Annotated in this window: 12 protein-coding genes; 5 read left to right on the top strand and 7 right to left on the bottom strand. The window is 66.8% G+C overall.

Going from position 1 to position 13,835, the window contains the following annotated elements; translation table 11 throughout:
* Positions 1 to 14: 14 nt before the first annotated feature.
* From acs to DKG75_RS11385, 5 genes are all read right to left on the bottom strand, one after another.
* Positions 15 to 1,973 carry an acetate--CoA ligase gene (gene acs, locus DKG75_RS11410; protein WP_109921251.1) on the bottom strand — a complete coding sequence of 653 codons (1,959 nt, stop codon included), beginning with the start codon at positions 1,971 to 1,973 and terminating at the stop codon, positions 15 to 17.
* Between the two features lie 230 nt (positions 1,974 to 2,203).
* Positions 2,204 to 2,491, bottom strand: a complete 288-nt coding sequence (locus tag DKG75_RS11400) for a CopG family ribbon-helix-helix protein (RefSeq protein ID WP_109921250.1) — start codon at positions 2,489 to 2,491, stop codon at positions 2,204 to 2,206.
* Positions 2,492 to 2,652: 161 nt separating this feature from the next.
* Entirely contained in the window at positions 2,653 to 3,801 is a 1,149-nt protein-coding gene (locus tag DKG75_RS11395) for a porin (RefSeq protein WP_109921249.1), read from the bottom strand.
* A 260-nt stretch (positions 3,802 to 4,061) separates the two neighbouring features.
* The gene (locus DKG75_RS11390) at positions 4,062 to 4,886 is read right to left on the bottom strand and encodes a sulfotransferase domain-containing protein (protein ID WP_109921248.1); all 825 of its coding nucleotides are present in this window, start codon (positions 4,884 to 4,886) and stop codon (positions 4,062 to 4,064) included.
* A gap of 93 nt (positions 4,887 to 4,979) precedes the next feature.
* Positions 4,980 to 6,047: a porin gene (locus DKG75_RS11385; RefSeq protein ID WP_166646552.1), complete on the bottom strand. Its 1,068-nt coding sequence runs from the start codon at positions 6,045 to 6,047 to the stop codon at positions 4,980 to 4,982.
* Between the two features lie 306 nt (positions 6,048 to 6,353).
* Here DKG75_RS11385 and DKG75_RS11380 point away from each other — a divergent pair, with 306 nt between their 5' ends.
* The 5 genes from DKG75_RS11380 to holA all read left to right on the top strand — a co-directional run bounded on the left by DKG75_RS11380 (position 6,354) and on the right by holA (position 11,457).
* Entirely contained in the window at positions 6,354 to 6,908 is a 555-nt protein-coding gene (locus tag DKG75_RS11380; protein ID WP_109921246.1) for a DUF3576 domain-containing protein, read from the top strand.
* 88 nt (positions 6,909 to 6,996) lie between these two features.
* Positions 6,997 to 7,239, top strand: coding sequence for a hypothetical protein (locus DKG75_RS11375; RefSeq protein WP_109921245.1), 243 nt, complete (start codon positions 6,997 to 6,999; stop codon positions 7,237 to 7,239).
* 53 nt (positions 7,240 to 7,292) lie between these two features.
* Complete coding sequence (leuS, locus tag DKG75_RS11370) at positions 7,293 to 9,863, top strand: leucine--tRNA ligase (protein ID WP_109921244.1); 2,571 nt, start codon at positions 7,293 to 7,295, stop codon at positions 9,861 to 9,863.
* A 13-nt stretch (positions 9,864 to 9,876) separates the two neighbouring features.
* Positions 9,877 to 10,413 carry an LPS assembly lipoprotein LptE gene (lptE, locus tag DKG75_RS11365; protein WP_166646553.1) on the top strand — a complete coding sequence of 179 codons (537 nt, stop codon included), beginning with the start codon at positions 9,877 to 9,879 and terminating at the stop codon, positions 10,411 to 10,413.
* 9 nt (positions 10,414 to 10,422) lie between these two features.
* Positions 10,423 to 11,457: a DNA polymerase III subunit delta gene (gene holA, locus DKG75_RS11360; protein ID WP_109921242.1), complete on the top strand. Its 1,035-nt coding sequence runs from the start codon at positions 10,423 to 10,425 to the stop codon at positions 11,455 to 11,457.
* 78 nt (positions 11,458 to 11,535) lie between these two features.
* On the opposite strand, the gene DKG75_RS11355 is transcribed toward holA, so the two are convergent.
* A complete protein-coding gene (locus DKG75_RS11355) occupies positions 11,536 to 12,318 on the bottom strand; it encodes an SDR family NAD(P)-dependent oxidoreductase (RefSeq protein WP_109921241.1) in 783 nt (260 codons plus the stop codon).
* A gap of 24 nt (positions 12,319 to 12,342) precedes the next feature.
* Positions 12,343 to 13,515 carry an acetyl-CoA C-acetyltransferase gene (locus DKG75_RS11350; protein ID WP_109921240.1) on the bottom strand — a complete coding sequence of 391 codons (1,173 nt, stop codon included), beginning with the start codon at positions 13,513 to 13,515 and terminating at the stop codon, positions 12,343 to 12,345.
* Positions 13,516 to 13,835 lie beyond the last annotated feature (320 nt).

Below are 13,835 nucleotides of genomic sequence, written 5' to 3'. Positions count from 1 at the left end.
GCCCTTTCCCATGTTTACCTGTTCTGTCTGTTCTCGATGAGATCGGTGACGACGCCGGGGTCGGCGAGGGTGGAGGTATCGCCGAGGGCGCCGAACTCGTTCTCGGCGATCTTGCGCAGGATGCGGCGCATGATCTTGCCGGAGCGGGTCTTGGGCAGGCCGGGGGCGAACTGGATCAGGTCGGGGCTGGCGATGGGGCCGATCTCGCGCCGGACCCAGGCGACGAGGTCCTTCTTCAGGGCATCGGTCGGGTCTTCGCCGGCATTCAGGGTGACATAGGCATAGATGCCCTGGCCCTTGAGGTCGTGGGGATAGCCGACCACGGCGGCCTCGGCCACCTTGGGGTGGGCGACCAGGGCGCTTTCGACCTCGGCCGTGCCCATGCGGTGGCCGGAGACATTGATCACGTCGTCGACCCGGCCGGTGATCCAGTAATAGCCGTCCTCGTCGCGGCGGCAGCCGTCGCCGGTGAAATACTTGCCCGGGTAGGTGGAGAAATAAGTCTGCACGAAGCGCTCGTGGTCGCCGTAGACGCTGCGCATCTGGCCGGGCCAGCTGTCGGCGATGACGAGATTGCCCTCGGTCGCCCCTTCCAGCACCTTGCCCTCGGCATCGACCACCTGGGGCGCGATGCCGAAGAAGGGCAGGGTGGCGGAACCGGGCTTGAGGGCGATGGCGCCGGGCAGCGGCGTGATCAGGATGCCGCCGGTCTCGGTCTGCCACCAGGTGTCGACGATCGGGCAGCGCTCGTCGCCGACGACCTTGTGATACCAGGCCCAGGCTTCCGGGTTGATGGGTTCGCCGACGGAGCCGAGCAGGCGGAGCGAGGCGCGGGAGGTGGTCTTGACCAGGGCCTCGCCCTCGCGCATCAGGCTGCGGATGGCGGTGGGGGCGGTGTAGAAGATGGTGACGCCGTATTTGTCGATCACCTGCCAGAAGCGCGAGGCGTCCGGATAGGTGGGCACGCCCTCGAACATCAGGGTGGTGGCGCCGTTGGCGAGCGGGCCATAGACGATATAGGAATGGCCGGTGACCCAGCCGACGTCGGCGGTGCACCAGTAGATGTCGTCGTCGCGGACGTCGAAGACATATTCATGGGTCATGGCGGCATAGACGAGATAGCCGCCGGTGGTATGCAGCACGCCCTTGGGCTTGCCGGTGGAACCCGAGGTATAGAGGATGAAGAGGGGATCCTCGGCATTCTGGGGCGCGGGCTCGTTGACGGGATCGGCCTTGGCGATCAGGTCGTGATACCAATGGTCGCGGCCGTCCTGGAAGCCGATCCTGCCGCCGGTGCGGCGGACGACGACGACGGTCTCGACCCCCGGGGCCTGGTCCAGGGCCTTGTCGGTATTGGCCTTGAGGGGGACGGTCTTGCCGGCGCGGAGGCCCTCGTCGGCGGTGATGACGATCTTCGAGCCGCAGTCGACGATGCGTCCGGCGAGGCTGTCGGGGGAGAAGCCGCCGAAGACGATGGAATGGATGGCGCCGATCCGGGCGCAGGCCAGCATGGCGACGGCGGCTTCCGGGATCATGGGCAGGTAGATGGTGACGCGGTCGCCCTTCTGGACGCCGAGGTCGAGCAGGGCATTGGCGAAGCGCGAGACCTCGGCATGAAGCTGGCGATAGGTGATGGCGCGGCTGTCAGCGGGATTGTCGCCTTCCCAGAGGATGGCGACCTTGTCGCCGCGGGGGCCGAGATGGCGGTCGAGGCAGTTGGCGGCGACGTTGAGGGTGCCGTCGTGGAACCAGCGGATGTGCACGTCGCCCGAAGCCGCGCCGGGGCCGCCGAAGGAGACGTCCTTCACGGCGCCCGGCGAATAGGGCGTGATCCAGTCGAGGCGCCTGCCGGCCTCGGCCCAGAAGCCCGCGGGGTCTTCGAGCGAGCGGCGATAGGCCGCTTCGTAACCCGAGGCGTCAATCCTGGCCCCCGCCGCGAAACCCGCCGGCACCGGGTAGATGTCCTGGCTCATGCTCGTTCCTCCCGCATTTCGCCTGATCGATTGGGGCGGATTATGGGAGGCCGGGTTTGGCGGCGCAAGCTGACCGAAAGTTGTACGCCGAAAGTCAAAGGGCAGGCATCCTGGGGTGCCCACTGGCGGGTGTCGGCAATACGGCCAATTCGGCTAAGGCCGGGCGGCCTCAATGTAGTTGTAGATTTCGGTGCGGTCCTGCTCTGCTTCTGGCGTCCAGAACAGTTCCGTCATTCGGTTGTTTCAAGCCGGCGACGTGTCGCTGCCCGCTTGGCCGCGAACCTGGCTTCCACGTCGGCGGCCGGAATCAGGTTGCCGGCATTGGCCGAATCCAGGCCGATCTGCACCTGACGGCGGAACCATGCGTCGTGCTCGGCCGCGTCCCGTTGCTGCTGGACGACCTCGCGCATGAAGTCCCGGAGCAACTGCGCGCCGCTGCGGTCGCGGGCCTTGGCGGCGCTGGCAAATTCGGCTTTCAAGGTTTCGTCGACCCGGAACGTGAAAGTGGCTTCACGCATGCCCGTTCCCTATCAGGTGATGTGTTACAAACGAAGTGCAGTATGGCACGCCCTGCAACCGGCCGCCGGACAGACTTGGCCCGGCGCGAGATGGCCATTCCCCGAAAAACGAAAGGGGCGGCCCGATGGGCCGCCCCTCCGATGTCCGGACTGATCGAGGATCAGAACGACAGGCGGGTACCGATCAGGCCGACCGTGGCATCCGCGTCCAGCGCGTTGTTGGTCGAGTCCCACTCGTGGTACTGCAGGCCGAAGTCGACGTTGATGCCGGGGGCGAGGTTGTAGCCGCCGCCGATGACGCCCGAGAACAGCTCGTCTTCACGGGCGCCCTGCTCGGCCTTGCCGTAGCCGGCCTGGATACCGAAGGACCACGGGCCGGTGGCGTACTGGATGCCGCCGATGAACTGGTTCAGCTCGCGGCCTTCCGCGCCCTGGCCGCCGATGGCGTAGCCGGGACGGCCGTAGTTGTCGGTGTACTGATAGTTCAGGCCGACGGCGAAGCCCTTGTAGGTGATGCCACCGCCGACGGCGACGCTCTGACGGTCGGCCGGCTGGCCGAGGGCGCCGGTGCTCGGCTGTTCGGCTTCGTCCTGATAGTAGGTGACCGCGGCTTCGACGCCGAGGTCACCGAACTTGTTCTTGTAGTTGATCGCGAGTTCGAGCGCATTGCCGGCGGCGCCGTCATTGTCCAGCTCGAAGCCGCCCGAGACGGCCAGATCCGCCGGATCTTCGCTCAGGTCCGGAGCGTAGGAGATACCGAACTGCAGGCCCGAGAAGCGCGGGCTGATGTAGATCAGCTTGGACGCGTCGCCCGAGAAGTGGTTCGGCGAGTCGAAGTTGCGCAGCCAGGGCGACGCGATCAGGTTGCCGTGGGGCGAGTAATCCTGATCTTCGATCTTGATCGCGCCGTCCTTCGAGGGGGTCGGCGCCTTGTAGGACAGGGTGTTGCCGACGCCGTCTTCATTGCCGGCCACGATACGGCCGAACGAGCCTTCGAGCCACAGGAAGGATTCGTCGATCGTGTCGCCGCCGCCGGCCTGGCTGGCGCCTTCGAGTTCGATGCGGAAGCCGTACTTCAGGCCGTTGGCGGCTTCGGCTTCGGCGATGAACCAGACTTCGCTGTTCCAGCTGTCGACCGACACCGAGCGCAGGCCATTGCGGGCGTTGTTGCCGCCGACGTCACCGAACAGGACGAAACCTTCGAAATAACCGCCGACCTTCATCTTCAGGCCGTCGTCGGCAGCCTGGGCGCCGGTGGAAAGCAGGATGGCAGCCAGCGCGGTGGTGCCAAGCAGGATCTTGTTGGTCATAGGTCTAAACCCCTCAAGCAGGCGATCTGTTCGTGCCCTGGGTGATTGGATAGACTGACCGCCTGTTTCACATCAACCGATAAGAAGTGACAACAAAGTGACGTCGGGTTGCTGTGATTTTTGCGCCACAGTTTATTGGATGAATCGGCTCAATTTTACATTTTTATTTCGCTACTGCGAAATTCACATGTTTGCGAGTGCCGGGGACGGATCGAGCAAAATCTTTTCGCATCGCAGCATACGTCGACGGATCGGGCGAATCAGAGATAGCCGAATCTTTTCATCACCGCGCCGTGGTCGTGCTCGATGCGGGCGACCTGTTCGGGCGTCAGCACCCCGGGCCATTGGCCGGACTTGCCGATCCTGAAGAAGCGGGCGGAATGCTGGCTTCGCTCGGCGAAGCCGTGCTGGGCCTCCTGGTTCTGCGAAACCTTGAAGGAGGAAAAGCGGATGGCCCGTTCCAGCCGTTCCCGCGGCGGCTTCAACCCGAGGAAGCCGGCAATGGCGCCGAAGGTCTTCAGCGGCTTCTGTTCCATGTCCTCGTAGCGGACGACGAGCAGGCCCCGGCCGGTCTGGCCGGTCCAGCTTTCGACGTTCGAGGACCAATCGCCGACCCGGACTTCGACCTGGTTCTGCTGGCCGCCGATCGTCGCATCCCGATCGGCCATGCGCGTAATCATGTCGTCGATACCGAGGCCATAGTGATCCGCGGCCGAGATGACCACGTCCCGCGGGTCCCGGACCACATAGATGGCCCCGGCGGTGACTTCCATGTTGATCAGGGGCACCCCCTGGTAGGTGCCGACCATCGAATGGGTCTTCACGAAGACGGAATCCGCCGAGGCGCCGGTCATCAGGACCTGGGTCTTCGGGCGCAGCTGCAGAATCTCGGCCAGGGAAAACCCGGCGGTGGAGCGGCCCGCGGCCTTGTCGAACCAGATGCGGTGGTGATCGCCGAGGGTGAAGCGGTGCAGGGAATCCGGCGGCAGCGGTGCCGGCGGATTGATCAGGAGATGGTGAAGGAACGTGCGCAGCCACGTATTGCCCGACTTCGGATAGGACGCCAACCAGATCAAAGCCGCCAATTCGCTGCCTCCCTCTCCTCAACGCCCGCAGAAGCATAGGCCGGAAAATGAAAAAGGGGGCGTTTCCGCCCCCTTTTCCCGAATGATCCAGGATCAGAACGACAGGGTCGTGCCGAACAGGAAGACATCGGCGTTGGTGTTCGAGAACGCGCCGCCGCCGCCGCCCTGGTTGTCCCAGTGCATGTAGCCGAGCGAGAGGTCGAGACCGGCCGCCACCTTGTAGCCGCCACCGACCGAGATGCCCCAGATGGTGTCGGCGAAGCTGTCCTGGTCCCACCAGATCGACTGCACGCCGACCGTGAACGGGCCCTGGGCATACTGCACGCCGGCGTCATAGGCGGACACGTCGTCGCTGTCGGCGAAGTTGAAGTTGGTGATGTTCAGGTACGAACCGCCGAGGGTGACGGTGCCGGCACCGGCGCCGAAGCCGATGTTGGCGCCGAGGCCCCAGGAGGTCTGGTCGTCCATGCCGACGGTCGGGCTCTCGACTTCGAGCCAGGCATAGGTGCCCGACAGGCCGAGGGTGACGCCCGAGAATTCCTTGCTGTAGTTCAGGCCGGCGGTGAACTGCTGGCCGGCGCCGTTGACGTTGTTGTCCGGCTCGAAGCCGCCGGAAACGGCGCCGTCGGCCGGATCCTGGGTGCCGTCCGGCGAGTAGGACAGACCGAGCTGGAAGCCGCCGATGCGCGGGGTGAAGTAGTTGATCTTGCCGGCGTCACCATCGGAATTGTAGGTGAACGCATTGATGAAGTAGTCACCCGAGTTGACGGTCAGAACGCCCGTGGCGTCCGGCGACGGGGCGACATAGCCCATCTGAGCCGCGACCGGGTCCTGGGTGCCGAGTTCGATGCGGCCGAAACCGCCCGAGAGGTACAGATAGGCTTCGTCGATCTGGTCGGCGACCGAGGCGCCTTCCAGCTGAATCTGGAAACCGTAGGTCAGGCCGTTCGCAGCGGTGGCTTCGGCGGTGAAGCTGATTTCGCTGTTCCAGGAATCGAACGAAATGCCGCGGCTGTTGTTGTTGCCGTCATCGCCGGCCAGGACGACGCCCGAGAAGAAACCGCCCAGGGTCAGCTTCAGACCGTCATCGGCGGCATGGGCGGCATTGGTCAGCAGCACGGCGGTGGCAAGAGCCGTGGTGCCCAGAAGAATCTTTTTCATCATCCCCTCATTCGGTACGAGGCAGCCGGGAAGGACACCCGGACGACCAGGCGAAACGGCCCGCCTGATCTCTACGCCTTCGATAGAATTTCCGATACCTGCCCCGGTCAAGCAAAACGGACCGTCGGGTTCCATGTTACAGGACATTGACGGACTTCTGTTGCAGTTGCGTAACACTTGCCGGCGGCGAAAAACCGCGCCGCCGCGGGCCCATGGCGGGCGCTGTGCCATTGCTTTGCCACGTTCCTTCACTTAATGAAGGGCGACGGCCCCCCAACGCGCGGGCGATAGACGTGAGGGATATTGATGTTCGGACTGCGTTCTGGTGCCAGGCTCGCCTCGGCCCTGGCCGTTCTGGCCCTGGCCGCCTGCGGTTCCGCTGAAACCGCGCAGCAATATCCGCAGCAGCGTACGAACGGTGGCTACGATCCCGCGCCGGACCCGAGCGAACAGCCGGAAGGCGGCCTGTTCGGGCCGGACGGCATCGTTCTCTTCGGCGGGAAAGACCGCAACGCGGAAGATGCCGGCTCCAGCGGCATCGGCGTCAACGCCCTGCTGTGGCGCGCCTCGCTCGACACCCTGTCGTTCATGCCCCTGGCCTCGGCCGATCCCTTCGGCGGCGTCATCATCACCGACTGGTATTCCTCGCCCGACCGCCCGTCCGAGCGCATGAAGGCGACCGTCTACATCCTCGATCGCCGGCTGCGCGCCGACGGCCTGAAGGTCGCCCTGTTCCGCCAGCAGATCGGCCCGGAACGCCAGTGGATCGACGTGCCGGTCTCGGCCGAGACGGTGGGCCAGCTCGAGAATGCGATTCTCACCCGCGCCCGCCAGCTCCGCGTGCAGAGCCTCGGGCAGTAAGGCTCCCGAGGCCCGCTCGGGGGCGGACGGCTTGCCAGGGCAGGCTTCGGAACCTTATATCTTGTGCAGCAGCCGCAAGGGACGGGACATGGATACGGTCGACAATCTGGTGCTGGAGCACCTGCGTCACATCCGGCGCACGGTCGACGTCATCCGTGACGATGTCCAAGAACAGGCGCATCGCATGACGCGCCTCGAATCCATGATCGGCGGCCTCCGCCGGGATCAAGCCCTCGATGCCGAAAATGCGGCGCATATCGCCGCCCGTCTCGACACCGTAATCGAGCGCGTCAACCGGATCGAGGGGCGCCTGAATCTTCGCGAAGAGTGACCGCGGCTTGCCGGGCCACCCGGCCAAGCCTGAAGAAAGCCAGTAGTTCTCCCATGTCGAACGAGCGTTACAACCCGCGCGCCGCCGAAGCGAAATGGCAGGCCGCCTGGGACGCGGCGGATGCCTTCAAGGCCGGGGAAGACCGGTCCCGCCCGAAATACTACGTCCTCGAGATGTTCCCCTATCCGTCGGGGCGCATCCATATGGGCCATGTGCGCAATTACGCCATGGGCGACGTCGTCGCGCGCTACAAGCGGGCGCGGGGCTTCAACGTGCTGCACCCCATGGGCTGGGACGCTTTCGGCATGCCGGCGGAAAACGCCGCGATGGAGCGCAAGGTCCATCCCGCCGACTGGACCTACAAGAATATCGCCGCCATGCGCGCCCAGTTGAAGTCCATGGGCCTGTCGCTGGACTGGAGCCGCGAGATCGCCACCTGCCACCCGGAATATTACCGCCACGAACAGAAGCTGTTCCTGGACTTCCTCGAGGCCGGCCTCGTCTACCGCAAGGAATCCTTCGTCAACTGGGACCCGGTGGACAATACGGTGCTGGCCAACGAGCAGGTGATCGACGGCCGCGGCTGGCGTTCCGGCGCCCTGGTCGAGCGGCGCAAGCTGTCGCAGTGGTTCCTGAAGATCACCCATTTCGCCGACGACCTGCTGGCCGGCCTCGACACGCTGGAGCGCTGGCCGAGCAAGGTCCGGCTGATGCAGGACAATTGGATCGGCCGCTCTGAGGGCGCGCGCCTGTCGTTCCGCTTCAAGGGCGGCGCGCCGGCCGAGACGGTCGAAGTCTATACCACGCGGCCGGACACGCTGTTCGGCGCCGCCTTCGTCGCCATCGCCGCCGACCATCCGGTGGCGGCGGCGCTGGCCAAGGCCGATCCGGTGCTCGCCGCCTTCTGCGACGAATGCCGCCGGGGCGGGACCTCGGAAGAAGAGATCGAGAAGGCGGAAAAGCTCGGCTTCGATACCGGCCTCGAAGTGCAGCACCCGTTCAAGCCGGACGAGACCCTGCCGGTCTATGTCGCCAATTTCGTGCTGATGGATTACGGCACCGGCGCCGTCTTCGGCTGCCCGGCCCACGACCAGCGCGACCTCGACTTCGCCCGCAAATACGGGCTGGAAGTCACCCCGGTGGTCCTGCCCGCGGGCGAGGACCCGGCCGCCTTCCAGGTCGGGACCGAAGCCTATACCGGCGACGGCAGGCTCTATAACTCCGAATTCCTGAACGGTCTCGACACCGCCGCCGGCAAGGCCGCGGCGATCGCCAGGATCAAGGACCTGGGCGCGGGCGAGGGCACGGTCACCTATCGCCTGCGCGACTGGGGCGTCTCGCGCCAGCGCTATTGGGGCGCGCCTATCCCGGTCATCCATTGCGAAGCCTGCGGCATCGTGCCGGTGCCCGCCGCCGACCTGCCGGTCACCCTGCCGGAAGATGTCACCTTCGATGCGCCGGGCAATCCCCTGGACCGCCATCCGACCTGGAAGCATGTCGCCTGCCCGGCCTGCGGCCGGCCCGCCCGGCGCGAGACCGACACGTTCGACACCTTCATCGATTCGTCCTGGTATTTCGCCCGCTTCTGCTCGCCCCGCAGCGACCAGCCCTTCGACCGCGAGGCGGTCGACTACTGGCTGCCGGTCGACCAGTATATCGGCGGCATCGAGCATGCGATCCTGCACCTGCTCTATTCCCGCTTCTATACCCGCGCCATGCAGGCGACCGGCCATATCGGCGTCGCCGAACCCTTTGCCGGCCTGTTCACGCAAGGCATGGTCAACCACGCCACCTATAAAGCGGCGGGCGGCGACTGGCTGAACCCGGCGGAGGTCGAGAACGGCCCCGACGGCACGCTGGTGCGCATCGAGACCGGCGAGGCGGTGACCGTCGGCCGGGTCGAGAAAATGTCCAAGTCCAAGAAGAACGTGGTGGACCCGGACGACATCATCGAACGCTACGGCGCCGACACGGCGCGCTGGTTCATGCTGTCCGACAGCCCGCCCGAGCGCGACCTGGAATGGACCGAGGGCGGCATCGAAGGGGCGTGGCGCTTCACCCAGCGCCTGTGGCGCATGGTCGCCGAGGGCCTGCCGCGCCTGGGGCCCGCGGGCGATGCCGCGTTCGGCGCGGAAGACGCGGCGCTGCGCCGGGCGACCCACAAGGCGATCGCCGGCGTCACCGCCGATATCGACGCCTTCCATTTCAACAAGGCGGTGGCGCGCCTCTACGAATATGCCAATGCGGTGCAGGACGCGGCCCTGGGCAAGACCGGGGCCAGCCCGGCGGCGACGCGCGAGGCGCTGGAAACCATCGTCCAGCTGGTCGCGCCGATGATGCCGCATCTGGCCGAGGAACTCTGGTCCCTGCTGGGCCGGACCACCCTGCTGGTCGCCACCCCCTGGCCCGCCGCCGACGAAAAGCTCCAGGCCGACGACGAGCTGACCATCGCCGTCCAGGTCCAGGGCAAGCTGCGCGGCACCCTGATCGTGCCCGCCGGCATCGACGGCAAGGCGCTGGAAGAACAGGCCCTGGCCCTTGATACGGTGCAGAAAGCGATTGACGGGCGCCCGGTGCGCAAGGTCATCGTTGTGCCCGGTCGTATCGTCAACATCGTGGTCTGATCCGATGGCAGGCTTGCCCCCGCTTCCTCGTGCCGCCCGGCGCCGTTCCGGCCTTGCCGCCGTCCTGGCCGCGGGCTTGCTGACGGCGGCCTGCGGCTTCCAGCCCATGTATGGGGCGCGCTCGACGTCGGCCGAGGCGGAGGCCCTGCTCGGCAGCGTCGCCGTCGCCCCGATCAGCAGCGACCGCAACGGCCAGATTCTCCGCAACGACCTGATCGACAAGATCTCGGCCGGGCGCACGGCGCAGAACCCGCGCTATCGCCTGGATGTCGAACTGGAAACCCTGGAACTGGGCGGCCTGATCCAGACCGACGCCTCGATCACCCGCTATACGGTGACCATGCGCGGCAAGATCCGGCTGGTCGATGTCGCCAGCGGCACCGTGGTGATGAACGAAATGGCCCGGGCCACCACCTCCTACAGCGTGCCCCTGTCGGAATATGCCTCGATCACGGCGCAGCAGGATGCCCATCGCCGCGCCTCGGGCCAATTGGCCGATGAAATCCGCTCGCGCATCGCCAGCTTCCTCGAAACCCGCCATCGCGGCTAAGGCGGGGCCGTGAAACTCACGGGCGCCGGCATCGACCGTTTCCTGCAACGGCCCGATGCCGCGGTGCGCCTCGCCCTGGTCTTCGGGCCCGACGGCGGCCTGGTGCGGGAACGGGCGGTGCGGATCGCCCGCACCGTGGTGCCGGACCTGAACGATCCCTTCCGCGTGACCGAACTGACCGGCGCCCAGATCGACGACGACCCGGCCCGCCTGGCCGACGAGGCGGCGGCGCTCTCGATGATCGGCGGGCGCCGGGTGATCCGCCTGCGCGACCTTGCCGACAAACACGCCAAGCTGATCGCCGGCTTTCTGGAAGAGCCGCCGGGCGATGCCCTGGTGGTGGCCGAGGCCGGCGACCTGCCGAACAAGCGAAGCGCGCTCCGCGCCCTGGTCGAGGAGGCGGGCAATGCCGCCGCCATCGCCTGCTATGCCGACGATGCGGCCAGCCTCGACGATCTGGTCGATCAGGTCCTGAAGGCGGCGGGCCTTGCCATCGAACCGGCGGCCCAGCACTGGCTGATCGAGCGGCTGGGCGCCGACCGGGCCCTGTCGCGCGGGGAATTGGACAAGCTCGTGCTCTATATGGGGCCGGGGGCGAAGCAGGTCGGGCTGGAGGATGTCCGCGCCGCGGTCGGCGATTCGTCCGAGATCGGCATCGACGACGTGGTCGAAGCCTGTCTCGGCGGCGACATGGCGCGCCTGGAGCGCAGCCTGGAGCGCTGCCGCCAGGCGGGCGAGAATGCCATCACCATTCTTCGCGCCGTCAGCCGCCAGACCCTGCAACTGCAGGCCGCCCGCGCCCTGATGGACGGCGGCCTGCCCCTGGACCGGGCGCTGCTGTCCATGCGCCCGCCCATCCGCTTTCCCCGCGACCGTGCCTTCAAGCAGCAATTGCCGCGCTGGTCGGCCCAGCGCCTGGCCGATGCCGTCGATCTGCTGGTCGAGGCCGAGCTCGACTGCAAGACCACGGGCAATCCCGCCGACGTGCTGATGGCCCGCGCCCTGATGCGCATCGCCGGCGTCGCCCGGGCGGCGCGGCGCTGACAAGGAAAGGGCCAGTGCCGAAGCACTGGCCCAAGGGGGGCGATGCAGGCCGGCTGCCGCCGGTCTTGAAGGCCGGTCTCAGCGCGGCGCCATGCGGATGGCGCCGTCGAGGCGGACGTCCTCGCCGTTGAAATAGCCGCAGGTGATCATGGTCAGGGCAAGCTGGGCGTATTCTTCCGGCTGGCCCAGGCGCTTGGGGAAGGGTACCGAGGCGGCGAGCGCCGCCTTCACATTCTCCGGCGCGCCCTGAAGCAGCGGGGTGTTGAAGATGCCGGGCAGGATGGTGTTCACGCGGATGCCCTCGCCCATCAGGTCGCGGGCGATCGGCAGGGTCATGCCGACGACGCCGCCCTTGGACGCCGAATAGGCCGCCTGCCCCATCTGGCCATCCTCGGCTGCGACCGAGGCGGTGTTGACGATCGCGCCGCGTTCGCCGTGTTCCAGCGCCTCGAGGGTCAGCATGCCCGCCGCCGACTTGGCGATGCAGCGGAAGGTGCCGACCAAGTTGATCTGGATGATCTTGTCGAAACTGTCGAGCGGGAAGTGCTTCACCTCGCCCGTCGCCTTGTCGCGGCTGGCGGTCTTCACCGCATTGCCGGTGCCGGCGCAGTTGACCAGGATGCGCTCCTGGCCGTGGGCGGCGCGGGCCTTGGCGAAGCCGGCGTCGACATCCGCATCCGAGGTCACGTTCACCTTGCAGAAGGTGCCGCCGATCTCGGCCGCGACCTGCTCGCCCTTCGCTTCGTTCATGTCGAAGATGGCGACCTTCACGCCCTGGGCGGCCAGCGCCCGCGCCGTCGCCTCGCCAAGACCGGAGGCGCCGCCGGTAACCACGGCCGCGACGGAAGAATCGAGCTTCATCTGGTTCTCTCCTTGATTGCGGTCTTACAGCCGCTCGATGATGGTGACATTGGCAAGGCCGCCGCCTTCGCACATGGTTTGCAGGCCGTAGCGCTTGCCCCGCGCCTGCAAGGCGTGGACCAGCGTCGTCATCAGCTTGGTGCCCGAGGCGCCCAGGGGATGGCCGAGGGCGATGGCGCCGCCGTTGACGTTCAGGCGCGCCGGATCGGCGCCCAGCGCCTTGACCCAGGCCAGCGGGATGGGCGCGAAAGCCTCGTTCACCTCGAAGAGGTCGATGTCGCCGATCGCCATGCCGGCGCGCTTCAGGGCCTTTTCGGTCGCCGGGATCGGCGCTTCCAGCATGATCACCGGATCGTGGCCGAGCACGGTCATGTGATGGACCCGGGCCAGCGGCGCCACGCCCAGCGCCTTCAGGCCCCGTTCGCTGACCACCATGACGCCCGACGCGCCGTCGCAGATCTGGCTGGAGGTGGCGGCGGTGATGCGGCCGCCCTCGCTGATCAGCTTCACGGCCCGGATGCCGTCCAGGCTGGCATCGAAGCGGATGCCCTCGTCGACCTTGTGGATATCCGTGGTGCCGTCGGGCAGGGTCACCGCGATCGGGACGATTTCGGCCTCGAAGGCGCCGGCCCTGGTCGCCTCGGCGGCCTTCCGGTGGCTGTCGAAGCCGAAGCGGTCGAGGTCTTCCTTCGACAGGTCGTATTTCTGCGCGATCCGCTCGGCGCCGGTGAACTGGCTGAACTCGACGCCGGGATAGCGCCGCTCCATGCCCGGGCTCTTGTACTGGCCGAAGCCGTTCTTCGCCGGCAGCACGGCGGCAAGCCCCATGGGCACCCGGCTCATGCTTTCGACGCCGGCGGCGATCACCATATCCATCGTGCCCGACATCACCGCCTGGGCGGCGAATTGCAGCGCCTGCTGGGACGAGCCGCACTGCCGGTCGACCGAGGTCGCGGGCACGCTTTCCGGCAGTTTCGAGGCCAGGACCGCATTCCGCGCGATGTTGAAGGATTGTTCGCCCGCCTGGCCGACGCAGCCGAGGATGACATCGTCGATCAGGGCCGGATCGGCCCCCGTGCGCTCGATCAGGGCATCGAGCACGGTGCCGGCGAGATCCGCCGGATGCCAGCCCGAGACCCGGCCGCCCTTGCGGCCGCCGGCGGTTCGCGCCGCCGCGACGATATAGGCTTCCGCCATGTTTCTCTCCCCGCCCGGACCGGGCCTCAGTTGTCTCGACCCTTATGCCGGGTCTTGTTCCGGTGCCCCAACCGGGTCAAAAACCAATCGGGGCGAAGAATTGGCGGACGAACCCTTGGAGGAGCAAGGGCCCGCCCGCCTGTCGTCCGGCGGCAGTCTTCCGCGCATCCGTCGCCGGCCGATTCCTGAAATTCCGCTTTGTTGCCAACCGCTTGGACCGCCGCCCGCTCCCCCGGGGCGTTATCGGTCCTGATTTAAATGCACGTTTAACAAAAGCAGCTGCGGGCCGCAAGCCCGGAATCATGGTCCGGTTCATGATC

This window comes from Zavarzinia compransoris (assembly GCF_003173055.1).
In the GTDB taxonomy this organism is placed as follows: domain Bacteria; phylum Pseudomonadota; class Alphaproteobacteria; order Zavarziniales; family Zavarziniaceae; genus Zavarzinia; species Zavarzinia compransoris.
The sequence above is the reverse complement of the archived record's forward strand: the minus strand, read 5'-3'. Positions and strand labels throughout refer to the sequence as shown.